Genomic DNA, 15154 nt, shown 5'->3' with positions numbered 1-15154 from the left:
TACGAGAATGACGGCATGGCGGAAATCATCCAGCGCGAGGGCACCTGGACGTATCTCGGGGACACGCTGCGGCTCGTGCCGGGGCGCGACAAGGGCGTGAGCCCGCTCCGCAAGGCTCTGGGCGAGCTGACCGTCCCGCTGACGGCACTCGCCGGCGCGTCCTTCGAGCAGGGCAGGAAGACGGGCCGCCTGCGCCTGCGGCTGCGCGACGGCGCCGACCCCCTGCTCCAGGCGACGGGCGGCAAACTGTCCGACGCCACGGACCCGTACCAGCTCACCGTCGAGTCGGACCGCTACGGCGTCGCCGAGTACTTCGTGGACGAGGTGCGCAACGCGCTGCTCCTGGACGAGGTCCCCACGACGGCGTGCGACACGTACCTCCTGCCGGGTCCCGCCGTGCCGCTGTCCGTCTCCGCCGGGGACGGCACGGCGAGCTTCGACGGGGAGCGCGTGCGCCTGGAGTGGAACTGGAAGACCGAGGAGGCGAAGTCCTCGGCGGGCACGCGGGTGCTCGCGCTCGGCGACATCACGGCGGTCGAGTGGCAGCCGGCGCTCGGCCTGGAGAACGGCTGCCTCCGCTTCACCGTCCGCTCGTCGCCGACGAAGGCGCCGCCGAAGTACGACCCCAACTCCATCGAGCTGTGGGGCTTCAAGAAGGACCCGCTGATGGCCCTCGTGGCGGCGGCGGTCCAAGCCCGCCTCCCCCACCCAGAACCATCGGGTGAGCCCGCCGGGGCGGCGGCCCCCGCCCTGGAGCAGACCCCGCCCGCCGCCCCGGCGGAAGACGAACACGACGCCCTCCTCCGCCGCCTCCGCGAACTGGGCGACCTCCACCACCAGGGCGTCCTGACAGAAGAGGAATTCACCCTGGCGAAGGCGGCGGTCCTGAAACGCCTCTCAAGCCCCGCCGGCGATTGAGGCGGCCTTCAGCCCCGCCCTCGGACGAGAGCCAGCGGGGCCCGGGGCAGCGCCCCAAATCAAGCCCCTGCGGCGATTGAGCAGCGGGGTCCGGGGCGGAGCCCCGCAACCGCAACCACGCCCACCCGAGCGAACCTCCTGCCCGATATCGGGCAGGATTCTTGCGAAACCAACCCGGAACCCCGAGGATCGGCTTCGTGCACGAGGAACTCGTCGATCACCTGACGCGCAGCAGCGCCCTGAGCCGGGGCGAGGCGCTGCGGGTGATCCAGGACGTGCTCGCCTACTTCGATGAGTCGACGGAGGACTACGTCCGCCGCCGACACCGCGAACTCCAGGGTCAGGGCCTGGTGAACGCGGAGATCTTCGAACAGATCACGGCGGACCTGCGGTACCGGGCGGTGGCGCCGCCGGAGCTCTCGCTCCGGCAGTTGCGCCGCATCGTCTACGGCTGACCGCGGACCCACTACCCGAGGGGATCAACACCACATATGTGCGGAATCGTCGGATACATCGGCAAGCGTGACGTAGCGCCGCTCCTTCTCGAAGGGCTGCAGCGCCTGGAGTACCGCGGTTACGACTCCGCGGGCGTCGTCATCACCAGCCCCAAGGCCACCGGCCTGAAGATGGTCAAGGCCAAGGGCCGGGTACGCGACCTGGAAGCGAAGGTTCCGGCCCGCTTCAAGGGCACCACCGGCATCGCCCACACCCGCTGGGCCACGCACGGCGCCCCGTCCGACGAGAACGCGCACCCGCACATGTCGGGCGACGGCTTGGTCGCGGTCGTTCACAACGGCATCATCGACAACGCCTCCGAGCTGCGCGCGAAGCTGACCGCCGAGGGCATCGAGTTCCGCTCCGAGACGGACACCGAGGTCCTCACCCACCTCATCGCCCGCTCCCAGCTGACCGAGCTCGAGGACAAGGTCCGCGAGGCGCTGCACCTGGTCGAGGGCACGTACGGCATCGCGGTCGTGCACGCCGACTTCCCCGACCGCATCGTGGTCGCGCGCAACGGCTCGCCGGTCGTCCTCGGCATCGGCGACAAGGAGATGTTCGTCGCGTCCGACATCGCCGCGCTGATCACCCACACCCGCCAGATCGTCACGCTCGACGACGGCGAGATGGCCACGCTCAAGGCCGACGACTTCCGCACGTACACCACGGCCGGCACCCGCACCGCCAACGAGCCGACCACCGTGGACCTCGAGGCCGCCTCCTTCGACATGGGCGACCACGACACGTACATGCACAAGGAGATCTCCGAGCAGGCCGACGCCGTGGACCGCGTGCTGCGCGGCCGCATCGACGACCGGTTCTCCACGGTGCACCTGGGCGGCCTCAACCTGGACGCCCGCGACGCCCGCACGGTCCGCCGCGTGAAGATCCTCGGCTGCGGCACCTCGTACCACGCGGGCCTGATCGGCGCCCAGTTGATCGAGGAGCTGGCCCGCATCCCCGCGGACGCCGAGCCGGCCTCCGAGTTCCGCTACCGCAACGCGGTCGTGGACCCCGACACCCTGTACATCGCGGTCTCCCAGTCCGGCGAGACCTACGACGTCCTCGCGGCGGTCCAGGAGCTGAAGCGCAAGGGCGCCCGCGTCTTCGGCGTCGTGAACGTCGTCGGCTCGGCGATCGCCCGTGAGTCGGACGCGGGCGTGTACGTCCACGCGGGCCCGGAGGTCTGCGTCGTCTCGACCAAGTGCTTCACCAACACCACGGTCGCCTTCGCCCTGCTCGCCCTGCACCTCGGCCGCATCCGCGACCTCTCGGTCGCCGACGGCAAGCGCATCATCGAGGGCCTGCGCAAGCTGCCCGCCCAGATCACCGAGATCCTCGCCCAGGAGGCGGAGATCAAGAAGATCGCCGAGGAGTACGCGGACGCCCGCTCGATGATGTTCATCGGCCGCGTCCGTGGCTACCCGGTGGCCCGCGAGGCGTCCCTGAAGCTCAAGGAGGTCTCGTACATCCACGCCGAGGCCTACCCGGCCTCCGAGCTGAAGCACGGCCCGCTGGCCCTCATCGAGCCGGCGCTCCCCACGGTCGCGATCGTCCCCGACGACGACCTGCTGGAGAAGAACCGCGCCGCGATGGAGGAGATCAAGGCCCGCTCCGGGCGCATCCTGGCGGTCGCCCACCAGGAGCAGGAGAAGGCCGACCACACGATCGTCGTCCCGAAGAACGAGGACGAGCTGGACCCGATCCTGATGGGCATCCCCCTCCAACTCCTCGCCTACCACACGGCCTTGACCCTCGGCCGCGACATCGACAAGCCCCGCAACCTGGCGAAGTCGGTCACGGTCGAGTAGGCACACAGCACATCGCACAAACGGGTCCCGTACGCGCCACCAAGCGCACGGGACCCGTTTCGTGAGGGTCGGGGCCGCCCATTGCCCCGGCCCTTGGCCGTCCACCGGCAGCCGTCACTCACCGGCGATCAGCCCGCCCATCTTCTTCCAGCGCCCCGTATTTACCCTTCACAAGGGCACAAAGCACCTCTACGCGGGAGTAGATTTATCCAACGGCGCGAATTCAACTACCGGTTCAACTCCCGCGCCCCTACGGGGACTTACGGGATGACGATGACGGGCCGCTGCGCCCGCCGCGCGAGCCGCCCCGCGACCGAGCCGAAGATCCGCCCGACCAGCCCATGGGTCGAGCCCACCACGATGGCGTCGGCCGAGTACTCGTGCCCGACCTCCTCCAGCTCGTGGCAGATGTCGCCACCGCGCTCGACGAGGATCCAGGGCACCTCGGACAGATACTCCGCACAGGCGAGCTCGAGCCCCAGGACTTCCGTCCGGTGATCCGGTACGTCCACGAACACGGGCGGCTCACAGCCCGCCCACACCGTGGTGGGCAGCCGGTTGGCCACATGGACGATGATCAGACCCGAGCCCGAACGGTGGGCCATGCCGATCGCGTACGCGAGTGCCCGCTCGCTCGATGTCGAGCCGTCGAAACCGACGACGACACCGTGCTTGAACGCGGGGTCACAGGCTTGACGTGTCTCTTCCGCCGCTCGGGGCGTCGCCGTGGGGTCGGCGACCTGCCGCTTGCGGTCCGCGGGTTCGGGGATTTCGTGACCGGCCATGAGTGTCTCGGCGTGTACCTCGTGGGCCTCTAAAGAGAGGGGACGACAACTGATCGGCGGAGCTGTGTCCGGGAATCATCTTCCCAACCCCATACCCCCAAGGGTACGGCGACACTCCTCCTCTGCCCAGAGTCTGCTTCCGGGCCCCAGAGCTACGCCTTCGTTCGTCGATGGTCTCGCTCCGCCGCGTTCAGGGGAGCATGCACGAGGGGCGACGGTATGGCAATGGTTGCTGGCCCGTACAGGCGGATTGCGCACTCAACTGGGCGTCTGCCGTCCTCCGACGAAGTGACCCGGGCCGGTCGGCGGCGTTGAACTCGCGTACCGAGAGACACAGGGAGCGCTCAGTGCCCGGACCGACCATCGCCCAGCGACCCCGCGCCGCGGCACACCACGACGCGCGCCTGCCCGCGCGCTGGGCCGCGTTCAGCTGTGTCCTGGTGCCGCTCGTACTCGTCTGGTACGGCTCCTCCGCCGCGGGCGCCGGCGGCGCCGCCCTGGGCCTCGCCGCGATCACCGCGGCGTGCCGGATGCTCCTTCGACAGTCGGAGCGCGGGGCTGCACAGTTGCACAGTGAACAATGCAGAGCGCATCGTGGTCGGCACGGCGGGACCGGACCTGACGCACCGTCCGGCGAGCGTCGGGCCGGGTGGGATACGCCGGTTGGCTGACCGTTTTCAACGCGACGCTCCGATAATTTTCAGCCAACTTGGTTCAGCGGGCCTCCCCTTGCGTTTCGCCTCCTCCAACCCCCGTGCCAGCAGGGCGGAAAGCGCGATGAAAAGCCCTTCCGCCCTACGGGGACCGGCCACGGAGTTGAGGCCCACTTCCCAGCAACGGCCCTGAGTGCGACGCTTCGTGATCGAATGCTTCACGCCAAGTTGCCTTGTCGACAATCTGTCAGGTTCTTAACTGGTCACGACGGCACCATGGGACGCAGTAGATTCGATCATGACTGTCTGGTCTGAAGGCGGCGGGGGACTTCGTGCATCACCGAGGGGAAACGTGCAGGAGCGAACAACCCGTCAAAATATTGAGGGAGCCGGGATCACCGAGGGGGGCTTAGCAGCATGAGCCACGACGCCACCACCGCGCCGGAGGCGGCGGCTCGCAAGCTGTCGGGGCGCCGTCGACGAGAGATCGTCGCGGTGCTGCTGTTCAGCGGCGGACCCATCTTCGAGAGTTCCATTCCACTCTCCGTGTTCGGCATCGACCGACAGGACGCGGGAGTTCCGCGCTATCGATTGCTCGTGTGCTCCGGCGAAGAGGGGCCCCTGAGGACCACGGGGGGACTCGAACTCACCGCGCCGCACGGGCTAGAGGCGATATCGCGAGCGGGCACGGTCGTCGTGCCCGCCTGGCGGTCCATCACTTCTCCGCCACCGGAGGAGGCGCTGGACGCGCTGCGCCGCGCCCACGAGGAGGGCGCGCGCATCGTCGGCCTGTGCACGGGAGCCTTCGTGCTGGCCGCCGCGGGCCTGCTGGACGGCCGTCCGGCGACCACGCACTGGATGTACGCGCCGACGCTCGCGAAGCGCTATCCGTCGGTCCACGTGGACCCGCGCGAGCTCTTCGTGGACGACGGCGACGTACTGACGAGCGCCGGCACGGCGGCCGGTATAGATCTGTGTCTGCACATCGTGCGCACGGACCACGGCAACGAGGCGGCCGGAGCGCTCGCCCGACGCCTGGTGGTGCCACCGCGCCGCAGCGGCGGCCAGGAGCGCTACCTCGACAGGTCTTTACCCGAGGAGATCGGGGCGGACCCGCTGGCCGAGGTCGTCGCCTGGGCCCTGGAGCACCTCCACGAGCAGTTCGACGTGGAGACGCTCGCCGCCCGCGCCTATATGAGCCGCCGTACCTTCGACCGCCGCTTCCGGTCGCTCACGGGGTCCGCCCCGCTGCAGTGGCTGATCACACAGCGGGTCCTGCAGGCACAGCGGCTCCTGGAGACGTCCGACTACTCGGTCGACGAGGTGGCGGGCCGCTGCGGCTTCCGCTCCCCCGTCGCGCTGCGCGGGCACTTCCGGCGGCAGCTGGGCTCGTCCCCGGCCGCGTACCGGGCGGCGTACCGGGCGCGCAGGCCGCAGCCGGGCGAGGGCCAGGGGAAGCCGGAGAAGCCCGAGAGGTCGGTCGAGTTCGCGGGCCTGCCGGGCCCCGAGGGGCCGCCGGTCCCCGCGCAGTCCCGGCGCACCGCGGCCGCCACCGCGCTCGGCCCGCACGCGGCCTCGATGCCGACGGGCCACTCGGGACTACCCGGCCCGCGCACGGCTTCGTAGCCCCGTCGTCTGCCAGTGGGAAGGTCGGACCCGTAGGGTTGGGCGCATGAACGATCGCATGGTGTGGATCGACTGCGAGATGACCGGACTCTCGCTGGCGAACGACGCGCTCATCGAGGTGGCCGCACTGGTCACCGACTCGGAGCTGAACGTACTCGGCGACGGTGTGGACATCGTGATCCGCCCGCCGGACGAGGCCCTGGAGACAATGCCCGAGGTGGTGCGCAATATGCACACCGCCTCGGGTCTCCTCGACGAGCTGGCGGGCGGCACGACGCTCGCGGACGCCGAGGAACAGGTCCTCTCCTACGTACGTGAGCACGTCAAGGACGCGGGCAAGGCCCCGCTGTGCGGGAACTCGGTCGGTACCGACCGCGGATTCCTGCTGCGTGACATGCCGACGCTGGAGGAGTACCTCCACTACCGGATCGTCGATGTGTCCTCGGTCAAGGAGCTCGCCAGGCGCTGGTACCCGAGGGCGTACTTCAACAGTCCGGACAAGAACGGCAACCACCGGGCGCTCGCGGACATCCGCGAGTCCATCGCCGAGCTGCGCTACTACCGCGAGGCGGTCTTCGTCCCGCAGCCCGGGCCCGACTCGGACACCGCGAAGTCGATCGCGGCGAAGTACGTCCTGCCCGCGGAATAACCCCTCGTAAGCCCCTGTGTACGGGGTCCGGAGCCCCTCGGGAAAAGGTGTGCGCGAGCACCCCTTCGGACCCTGTACACTTTTTCTCGGCCGGTCGGAAGAAAGACAAAAGACCGGACATGGTGGGTGTAGCTCAGTTGGTAGAGCACCTGGTTGTGGTCCAGGTGGCCGCGGGTTCAAGTCCCGTCACTCACCCTGAATGATCCGAAGGCCCCGGTTCGAGAGAACCGGGGCCTTCGGCGTTCCCGGGGGAGATCCGGGCCCCCGGGGCCGTATCTACGACGAGGCGCGGACCACCAGCTCCGTCGGAAGCACCAGATGCCGCTGCGTGCCCCGGCGGACCGACGAGCGCTTCCCCTCCGCGGCCAGGGCTATCTCGTCGAGCAGCAGCTCCGTCATCGCGCGGCCCATGTCCCGGGTGGGCTGGCGCACGCTGGTGAGGCCCGGCTCCATGTGGCGGGCGATCACCGAGTCGTCGAAGCCGACCAGGGAGACGTCGTCGGGGATGCGGCGGCCCGCCTCCCGCAGCACCTGTCGGGCGCCCGAGGCCATCAGGTCGGAGCAGGCGAAGACCGCGTCGAGGCCGGTGCCGCGCTCCAGGAGCTCCTCCATGCAGCGGCGGCCGCCCTCCTCCGTGAAGTCGCCGTAGACCACCAGCTTCTCGTCGTAACTGATCCCGCTCGCGGCCAGCTCGTCCTGGTAGCCGGCGAGGCGGCGCTGGGCCCCGTACACGTCGAGCGGGCCCGTGATGATCGCGACGGCGCGGCGGCCGCGGGCGACCAGGTGCCCGACGGCGGAGCGGGCGCCCGCGTAGTTGTCGGTGTCGACCGAGGGCAGCGGCTCGTCCGCTGAGCGGGGGCCGCTGATCACGGTCGGGATGTCCATCTGGATGAGGCGGTCCGCGAGCGGGTCGTCGGAGTGGACCGAGACCAGGAGGACGCCGTCCACGCGGTGGGCGGCGAGGTAGGCGGCGAGGCGGGACTGCTCGCGCTCGCCGCGGGCGAAGGTGAGCAGGAGCTGGAGGTTGGTCTCGGCGAGGGCGAGGCCGACACCGCCGACCATGCCGGAGAAGTACGGCTCGGAGAAGAACCGGGACTCGGCCTCCGGGACCACCACGGCTATGGAGTCCGAACGGTTGGCCGCGAGGGCGCGGGCCGCCGTGTTCGGTACGTAGCCGAGCTCGGCGACCGCCTCCTCGACCGCGGCGCGGGTGCGGTCGCTGACCCGCGGCGATCCGTTGATGACGCGGGAGACCGTGCCCCGGCCGACGCCCGCCCTGGCCGCGACCTCCTCAAGAGTCGGGCGCCTGCTGTGCGTGCCGTGAGCCACCATGACTCCTACCTCCCCAGATCTTGAGCGGAATCTAACAGCCCGATAACCGCACGAACTTGTCGCCGCCGAGTGTCTTGACACCCCGGGTTCGAGCGACGAACCTTCAACTCATCACGGATGGGAGCGCTCCCACCCTACTGGACGCATACAGAAGCCGCACGTTCCCCGCCCGAGCCGCACGTGAACGAACGGGCCCAGTACAGCAGTTGGCAGCAGGCCGGGATCTGCACGTCTCAGCATCAAGAGCACATGAGCACTTGGAGGACGCAATGCGCACTGCCCGTACGTCCCGACGCGCGATGACCTTCGCGGTCGTCGCCGCCCTGGCCACAGGGCTGCTTGCCGGTTGTGCGAGCGATGACGACGACGGCGGCTCCGGGGGCGCCGGAGGTTCCGGTGACAAGAAGGGCTCGACCACGCTGACGGTCGGCACCTTCGGCACCTTCGGATACAAGCAGGCCGGGCTCTACGACGAGTACATGAAGCTGCACAAGAACATCACCATCAAGGAGAACGTCACCACCAGGACGGACGTCTACTGGCCCAAGACCCTCACGCGTCTGCAGGCCGGGTCCGGCACCGACGACGTCCAGGCCATCGAGATCGGCAACATCACCGAGGCCGTCCAGACACAGGCGAACAAGTTCGTCGACCTCGGCAAGGAGGTCGACAAGTCGCAGTGGCTGGACTGGAAGAACAAGCAGGCCACCACCAAGGACGGCAAGCTGATCGGGCTCGGCACCGATGTCGGCCCGATGGCGATCTGTTACCGCAAGGACCTCTTCAAGAAGGCCGGCCTGCCCACCGACCGCACCAAGCTCGCCGAGCTGTGGAAGGGCGACTGGGCGAAGTACGTCGACGTCGGCAAGGACTACATGAAGAAGGCGCCGGGCGGCACCAAGTTCGTGGACTCCGCCTCGTCGGTCTACAACGCGGCGCTGGGCGGCGCGAAGGACCGCTACTACGACAAGAGCGGCAACGTCATCTGGGACAAGTCCCAGGGCGTCAAGGACTCGTGGGACGCCGCGATGGAGGTGGCGACCTCCAACATGTCGGCGAAGCTGAAGCAGTTCGACAAGCCGTGGGACCAGGGCTACGCGAACGGCAAGTTCGCCACCGTCGCCTGCCCGGCGTGGATGGTCGGCTACATCCAGGAGAAGTCCGGTGACGCCGGCAAGGGCAAGTGGGACATCGCGGCCGCGCCGACCGCGGCCAACTGGGGCGGCTCGTTCATCGGCGTGCCGACGGCGGGCAAGCACCAGAAGGAGGCCATCGCCCTGGCGAAGTGGCTGACCGCCCCCGAGCAGCAGGCGAAGGTCTTCGGCAAGCAGGCCAGCTTCCCGTCGACCCCGTCGGCGTACTCGACCCTGAAGCCGAAGGCGGACACCCTGGCGTACTTCTCGAACGCGCCGATCACGCAGATCTTCTCCGACTCGGCGAAGACCATTCCGGTGCAGATCTTCGGCGTCAAGGACCAGCCGATCAACACGGCGATCACCGACACCGGCATCCTCCAGGTCGAGCAGAAGGGCAAGTCGCCCGCGCAGGGCTGGGACGCCGCCACCGCGGAGGTCAAGGACGTGCTCGGCCAGTGACCAGCTCCAACGAGGCTCTCGCGCAGTCCGCGTCGAGCGCCGACGCCGCGTCCGACTCCACCGAGGGGTCGGGCGCGGCCCGGGGCGCTCAAGGTCGCGGTACGCCGAAGAGCGCCGACTCCTGGCGCAGCCGGCTGTACCGCTGGGACATGAAGGCGTCCCCGTACGCGTTCATCTCCCCCTTCTTCATCATCTTCGGCGCCTTCTCGCTCGTACCGCTGCTCTATACGGCCTGGTACTCGCTGCACAACGTGCAGCTGTCGAACCTGGACGGCCAGACCTGGGCCGGCCTGGAGAACTACACCAACCTGTTCCAGTCGGAGTTCTTCTGGAACGCGTTGAAGAACACCCTGACCATCGGTGTGATCTCCACGGTGCCGCAGCTGGTCGCGGCGATCTGGCTCGCGCACATGCTCAACTACCGGCTGCGCGGCTCGATCGTGTGGCGGGTCGTCGTGCTCACCCCGTACGCCACGTCGGTGGCCGCGGCGACGCTCGTCTTCGTGCTGCTGTTCGCCCCGGACAGCGGAATGATCAACTGGGCGCTCGACTCCATCGGCCTCGACAAGGTCAACTGGCAGGAGTCCGACTGGGGTTCGCAGCTCGCGGTGTCGTCGATCGTGATCTGGCGGTGGACCGGGTACAACGCGCTGATCTATCTGGCGGCCATGCAGGCCATCCCCGCCGACCTCTACGAGTCGGCGGCGCTGGACGGGGCCAACCGCTGGCAGCAGTTCCGGCACGTGACCGTTCCGATGCTGCGTCCGACGATCCTGTTCACGGTCGTCGTCTCCACCATCGGCGCGATGCAACTCTTCGGTGAGCCCCTGCTGTTCGGCGGGGTCAGCGGCACCAAGGGCGGGTCCGAGCACCAGTACCAGACGATCGGCCTCTACATGTACGACCAGGGCTGGATCGTCGGCAACCTCGGCAAGGCGTCCGCGATCGCCTGGTCGATGTTCCTGATTCTGCTGATCGTCGCCGCGATCAACATGCTGATCTCCCGTCGGCTGAGGAAGTCCCAATGACCACCATCGAAGATGCGACGCAGCCGAAGCGCCGGCGAATCCTGGGCGCGGGCAAACAGTTGCACGCCGGACCCGTCACGTATGTCGTGCTGGCCCTGTTCGCCGTGATCTCCCTCGCCCCACTGCTGTGGACGGTGGTCGCGGCCTCCCGCACCAACGCGCGGCTCGCGCAGACGCCGCCGCCGTTCTGGATCGGCGGGAATCTGTTCAAGAACCTGGAGACCGCCTGGAACCAGGCCGGCCTCGGCACGGCGATGTGGAACAGCATCCTCGTCGCGTCGGCCATCACCGTCGGCACGGTGCTGTTCTCCACGCTGGCCGGGTTCGCCTTCGCCAAGCTGAAGTTCCGGTTCTCGACGACGCTGCTCCTGATGACCATCGGCACGATGATGATCCCGCCGCAACTCGCGGTGGTGCCGCTGTACTTGTGGATGACCGATCTGGGCTGGGCGAACCATCTGCAGACCGTCATCCTGCCGACGCTCGTGTCCGCCTTCGGCACGTTCTTCATGCGGCAGTACCTGGTGCAGGCGCTGCCGGGCGAGCTCATCGAGGCGGCGCGGGTCGACGGGGCGAGCAGCCTCCGGGTCGTGTGGCACGTCGTCTTTCCCGCGGCGCGGCCCGCGATGGCCGTGCTCGGGCTGCTGACCTTCGTCATGGCCTGGAACGACTTCCTGTGGCCGATCATCGCCCTCACCCAGGAGAACCCCACGGTTCAGGTGGCCCTGAACGCATTGGGCACGGGGTACATCCCCGATGACTCGGTGATCATGGCGGGGGCGCTTCTGGGGACGTTGCCGTTGCTCATCGCGTTTCTGCTGTTCGGGAAGCAGATTGTGGGCGGGATCATGCAAGGGGCCGTTAAGGGGTGACACGGGGCGGGGCGGGGCGGTCTGGTTCTGCCCCGTCCGGTCCTACGTCTCGGGGCTCTGCCCCGGACCCCGCTGCTCAATCGCCGCAGGGGCTTGATTTGGCTCGGCCTTTCGACTTCATCATGGGAGCGCTCCTATATGACCACCACTGACAACACCGGCACCGCCCTCACCAATGCCCCCGTCGCGACCCGGTTTCCTGCTGGGTTTCTTTGGGGGGCGGCCACTGCCTCGTATCAGGTCGAGGGGGCCGTGCGGGAGGACGGGCGGACGCCGTCGATCTGGGACACGTTCAGTCATACGCCGGGGAAGGTGCTGAACGGCGACACCGGGGACGTCGCCGTGGACCACTACCACCGGTGGCGGGACGACGTGCGGCTGATGGCCGACCTGGGGCTCACCGCGTACCGCTTCTCCGTGGCGTGGCCGCGGGTGCAGCCCACCGGGCGCGGGCCCGCCGTGCAGCGCGGGCTCGACTTCTACCGGGGGCTCGTGGACGAACTGCTGGCGCAGGGGATCAAGCCCGTGGTGACGCTCTACCACTGGGATCTGCCCCAGGAGCTGGAGAACGCGGGCGGCTGGCCCGAGCGGGACACCGCCTACCGGTTCGCGGAGTACGCGGGGCTCGTCGGCGAGGCGCTCGGCGACCGCGTCGAGAGCTGGGTGACCCTCAACGAGCCCTGGTGCAGCGCCTTTTTGGGCTACGGCTCCGGGGTGCACGCCCCCGGCCGGACGGATCCGGCGGCGGCGCTGCGCGCGGCGCACCACCTCAATCTGGGCCACGGGCTCGCCAGTTCGGTCCTGCGTGATGTGCTGCCGGCCCGCGCCCAGGTCGGCATCAGCCTGAACCCGAGCGTGGTCAGGGCCCTCACCGAGGCCCCCGCCGACCTGGACGCCCGCCGCCGCATCGACGCCCTCGCCAACCGCGTCTTCACCGGGCCGCTGCTCAAGGGCGCCTACCCGCGCGACCTGATCACCGACACCGCGGCCATCACCGACTGGTCGTTCGTGCGGGACGGGGACACCGCGGCCATCCACCAGCCGCTCGACTTCATCGGCCTGAACTACTACACACCGGCCGTCGTCTCGGCCGCCCGCCCCGACCGGGAGGGCCCCCGCCTCGACGGCCACGGCGCCAGTCAGCACACCCCGTGGCCGGGCGCCGACGACGTCGACTTCCACCACGCGCCCGGCGAACTCACCGCCATGAACTGGCCCGTGGACCCGACCGGCCTCACCGACCTGCTCCTCGACCACACCGCGCAGGCGCCGGGCATCCCGCTCTACGTGACCGAGAACGGGGCCGCGTACGAGGACGTGGTCGACGCCGAGGGCCGTGTGCACGACCCGGACCGCATCCGCTATCTGCACGCCCACCTCGCCGCCGTCCACGACGCGATCGAGCAGGGCGCCGACGTCCGGGGCTACTTCCTCTGGTCGCTGCTCGACAACTTCGAGTGGGCCTACGGATACGGCAAGCGGTTCGGCGCCGTGTACGTCGACTACGAGACGCAGGAGCGCATCCCTAAGTCCAGCGCCACCTGGTACTCCCGGGTGGCGCGCAGCGGGGGGTTGCCCGCCGAATCCTGACCCGGCGGGCAGCAGGCCGGTGCGCGCCGTGTGGCAGCGGCGCGCACCGGCCCTTATTTTTCGCATATGCCCGATAACTGCCTATACGAGCGGTCCTGAAGCGCCATGGGTGTGCTCAAGGACCATCCGGAACTCGTCCTGTTCGTGAGCCTCGCGCTCGGCTACCTCGTGGGGAAGCTGCGCGTGGGGCCGCTGACGCTGGGCGGCATCTGCGGGACGCTGATCGTCTCGCTGCTGCTCGGTGCCTGGACCAAGGCCCAGGTCTCCGACGACGTGAAGACCGTGTTCTTCGCGCTGTTCATCTTCGCGCTCGGCTATATGGCCGGGCCGCAGTTCTTCCGCAACCTCAACAAGAAGAGCCTGCGCTTCTTCGTGCTGTGCGCCATCGAGCTGGTCTGTGTCATCGGCATCGCGCTCGGCCTGGCGAGCTGGTTCGACCTGGACGTCGGCACGGCCTCCGGCATCCTGGCGGGCGCCGCCACCGAGTCCGCCGTGGTCGGCACCGCCACCGAGTCCATCGGCAAGCTCAGCAATCTCACCGCCGCTCAGATCACCGAGTACCAGGGCAATGTCGCCACCGCTTACACGGTCTGCTACCTCTTCGGCCTGATCACGATCGTGCTCTACACGAGCCAGATCATGCCGATGATGATGCGCATCAACCTGCGCGACGCCGCCCGCGAGCTGTGGGAGCGCACGCGCAGCCGCGGCAGCCTGGAGGCCGACGAGCGCCCCGCCCTGCCGGGCATGGTGGGCCGCACGTACCTGGTGACGAGCGCTGACGGACGTACGGTCGACGACCTGCAGTCCTCGCTCGGCGAGCGGGTCACGGTCGAGGCGGTCAAGCGCGGCAGCAAGGTCGTCGACGTCGCGCCCGGCCTTGAGCTCACCCTCTCCGACCTGGTGCTCCTGGTCGGCCGCCGGGCGAACGTGATCGAGGCGGGCCGGCTCATCGGACCGGAGACGCCGGGCGTGCCGGGCCTCGACTCGCCGCTCGCCTCCCGCGAGGTGTCGGTCACCGACAAGGCGCTGGACGGGAAGACCGTCGACGAGGCGCAGCAGGCCTTCCCCGAGTTCTACCGGGACGGCGTCTACGTCACCGACATCACCCGCGGCGACCAGGACATGCCCGCCAACGGGGACACGGTGCTGCACCGCGGCGACGTGCTGACCCTGGTGGGCGCCCGCTCGGGCCTGAACAAGCTGGTCGCGCGGATCGGCTCGGTGGTCAAGAACGACGCCACCGACTTCATCTATCTGGGGCTCGGCATCGCGGCCGGTTCGCTGCTCGGGCAGGTCGTGGTCAAGTTCGGCGACATCCCGATGTCGCTCGGCACCGGCGGCGGCTGCCTGATCTCCGGGCTGCTCTTCGGCTGGTTCCGCTCGCGCTCGCAGACGTTCGGCGCGTTCCCCCCGCAGGCCGCATCGACCATCAAGGACATGGGGCTCGCGGTCTTCATCGCCTGCACCGGGCTCGTCTCCGGGCCGCAGGCCTGGCCGCTGATCAAGGAGTACGGGGCGCTGCTGCCGTTCGCCGGGATCGCGATGGTGCTGATCCCCGCGACGGTCTCGCTGTTCGTCGGCCGCAAGCTGCTGAAGATCGAGAAACCGCTCCTGATCGGTGCCATCGCGGGACAGCAGTGCTCGACCCCCGCGATCACCGCGGTCACCCAGGTGGCGCAGTCATCGGTGCCGATGCTCGGCTACACGATCACGTACGCCCTCTCCAACTTCCTGCTCCCGCTGACGGGCCCCGTGCTCGTCGGCATCCTCGGCAACTGAGAGGACGGCCCACGA

12 protein-coding genes and 1 tRNA gene are annotated in these 15154 nt (G+C 69.0%); 11 read left to right on the top strand and 2 right to left on the bottom strand.

All coding sequences use genetic code 11. The annotated features are described in order from the left end of the window. Window positions 1-15: 15 nt before the first annotated feature. The 3 genes from OKJ99_RS07330 to glmS all read left to right on the top strand — a co-directional run bounded on the left by OKJ99_RS07330 (window position 16) and on the right by glmS (window position 3227). Window positions 16-918 (top strand): DUF4429 domain-containing protein, encoded by a 903-nt coding sequence (locus OKJ99_RS07330; RefSeq protein WP_326014976.1) that lies wholly within the window; start codon window positions 16-18, stop codon window positions 916-918. 197 nt (window positions 919-1115) lie between these two features. After that, window positions 1116-1373 (top strand): hypothetical protein, encoded by a 258-nt coding sequence (locus OKJ99_RS07325; RefSeq protein ID WP_266719308.1) that lies wholly within the window; start codon window positions 1116-1118, stop codon window positions 1371-1373. A gap of 36 nt (window positions 1374-1409) precedes the next feature. Then, window positions 1410-3227, top strand: coding sequence for a glutamine--fructose-6-phosphate transaminase (isomerizing) (glmS, locus tag OKJ99_RS07320; protein ID WP_326014975.1), 1818 nt, complete (start codon window positions 1410-1412; stop codon window positions 3225-3227). 260 nt (window positions 3228-3487) lie between these two features. Here the strand turns inward: glmS and OKJ99_RS07315 are convergent, their stop codons facing one another. After that, a complete protein-coding gene (locus OKJ99_RS07315; protein ID WP_326014974.1) occupies window positions 3488-4012 on the bottom strand; it encodes a universal stress protein in 525 nt (174 codons plus the stop codon). Between the two features lie 1070 nt (window positions 4013-5082). Here OKJ99_RS07315 and OKJ99_RS07305 point away from each other — a divergent pair. The 3 genes from OKJ99_RS07305 to OKJ99_RS07295 all read left to right on the top strand — a co-directional run bounded on the left by OKJ99_RS07305 (window position 5083) and on the right by OKJ99_RS07295 (window position 7135). Further along, window positions 5083-6291 carry a GlxA family transcriptional regulator gene (locus OKJ99_RS07305; RefSeq protein WP_326014973.1) on the top strand — a complete coding sequence of 403 codons (1209 nt, stop codon included), beginning with the start codon at window positions 5083-5085 and terminating at the stop codon, window positions 6289-6291. A gap of 46 nt (window positions 6292-6337) precedes the next feature. After that, window positions 6338-6940, top strand: a complete 603-nt coding sequence (gene orn, locus OKJ99_RS07300; RefSeq protein ID WP_326014972.1) for an oligoribonuclease — start codon at window positions 6338-6340, stop codon at window positions 6938-6940. Between the two features lie 122 nt (window positions 6941-7062). Beyond that, window positions 7063-7135, top strand: a tRNA-His gene (locus OKJ99_RS07295). A gap of 81 nt (window positions 7136-7216) precedes the next feature. Here OKJ99_RS07295 and OKJ99_RS07290 read toward each other — a convergent pair. Then, a complete protein-coding gene (locus OKJ99_RS07290) occupies window positions 7217-8272 on the bottom strand; it encodes a LacI family DNA-binding transcriptional regulator (protein WP_326014971.1) in 1056 nt (351 codons plus the stop codon). A 269-nt stretch (window positions 8273-8541) separates the two neighbouring features. On the opposite strand from OKJ99_RS07290, the gene OKJ99_RS07285 reads away from it, so the two are divergent. The 5 genes from OKJ99_RS07285 to aspT all read left to right on the top strand — a co-directional run bounded on the left by OKJ99_RS07285 (window position 8542) and on the right by aspT (window position 15139). Then, a complete protein-coding gene (locus OKJ99_RS07285) occupies window positions 8542-9867 on the top strand; it encodes an ABC transporter substrate-binding protein (RefSeq protein ID WP_326014970.1) in 1326 nt (441 codons plus the stop codon). After that, the gene (locus tag OKJ99_RS07280; RefSeq protein WP_326014969.1) at window positions 9864-10895 is read left to right on the top strand and encodes a carbohydrate ABC transporter permease; all 1032 of its coding nucleotides are present in this window, start codon (window positions 9864-9866) and stop codon (window positions 10893-10895) included. Before OKJ99_RS07285 ends, OKJ99_RS07280 begins: the two co-directional genes overlap by 4 nt. Next, the gene (locus OKJ99_RS07275; RefSeq protein WP_326014968.1) at window positions 10892-11767 is read left to right on the top strand and encodes a carbohydrate ABC transporter permease; all 876 of its coding nucleotides are present in this window, start codon (window positions 10892-10894) and stop codon (window positions 11765-11767) included. Before OKJ99_RS07280 ends, OKJ99_RS07275 begins: the two co-directional genes overlap by 4 nt. Before the next feature lie 138 nt (window positions 11768-11905). Continuing rightward, the gene (locus OKJ99_RS07270) at window positions 11906-13357 is read left to right on the top strand and encodes a GH1 family beta-glucosidase (RefSeq protein WP_326014966.1); all 1452 of its coding nucleotides are present in this window, start codon (window positions 11906-11908) and stop codon (window positions 13355-13357) included. A 105-nt stretch (window positions 13358-13462) separates the two neighbouring features. Continuing rightward, the gene (aspT, locus tag OKJ99_RS07265; RefSeq protein ID WP_326014965.1) at window positions 13463-15139 is read left to right on the top strand and encodes an aspartate-alanine antiporter; all 1677 of its coding nucleotides are present in this window, start codon (window positions 13463-13465) and stop codon (window positions 15137-15139) included. Window positions 15140-15154: the final 15 nt, after the last annotated feature.

Source organism: Streptomyces endophyticus, from assembly GCF_035798155.1.
Taxonomy (GTDB): Bacteria; Actinomycetota; Actinomycetes; order Streptomycetales; family Streptomycetaceae; genus Streptomyces; species Streptomyces endophyticus.
Note: the sequence above shows the minus strand (reverse complement) of the source record. Positions and strands in the feature narration are given on the sequence as shown.

Coding starts and splice junctions, on each gene's coding strand:
- OKJ99_RS07275 (WP_326014968.1), top strand. CDS start 10,892: ATGACCACCATCGAAGATGCGACGCAGCCGAAGCGCCGGCGAATCCTG.
- OKJ99_RS07330 (WP_326014976.1), top strand. CDS start 16: ATGGCGGAAATCATCCAGCGCGAGGGCACCTGGACGTATCTCGGGGAC.
- orn (WP_326014972.1), top strand. CDS start 6,338: ATGAACGATCGCATGGTGTGGATCGACTGCGAGATGACCGGACTCTCG.
- OKJ99_RS07315 (WP_326014974.1), bottom strand. CDS start 4,012: ATGGCCGGTCACGAAATCCCCGAACCCGCGGACCGCAAGCGGCAGGTC.
- OKJ99_RS07290 (WP_326014971.1), bottom strand. CDS start 8,272: ATGGTGGCTCACGGCACGCACAGCAGGCGCCCGACTCTTGAGGAGGTC.
- glmS (WP_326014975.1), top strand. CDS start 1,410: ATGTGCGGAATCGTCGGATACATCGGCAAGCGTGACGTAGCGCCGCTC.
- OKJ99_RS07305 (WP_326014973.1), top strand. CDS start 5,083: ATGAGCCACGACGCCACCACCGCGCCGGAGGCGGCGGCTCGCAAGCTG.
- aspT (WP_326014965.1), top strand. CDS start 13,463: ATGGGTGTGCTCAAGGACCATCCGGAACTCGTCCTGTTCGTGAGCCTC.
- OKJ99_RS07270 (WP_326014966.1), top strand. CDS start 11,906: ATGACCACCACTGACAACACCGGCACCGCCCTCACCAATGCCCCCGTC.
- OKJ99_RS07285 (WP_326014970.1), top strand. CDS start 8,542: ATGCGCACTGCCCGTACGTCCCGACGCGCGATGACCTTCGCGGTCGTC.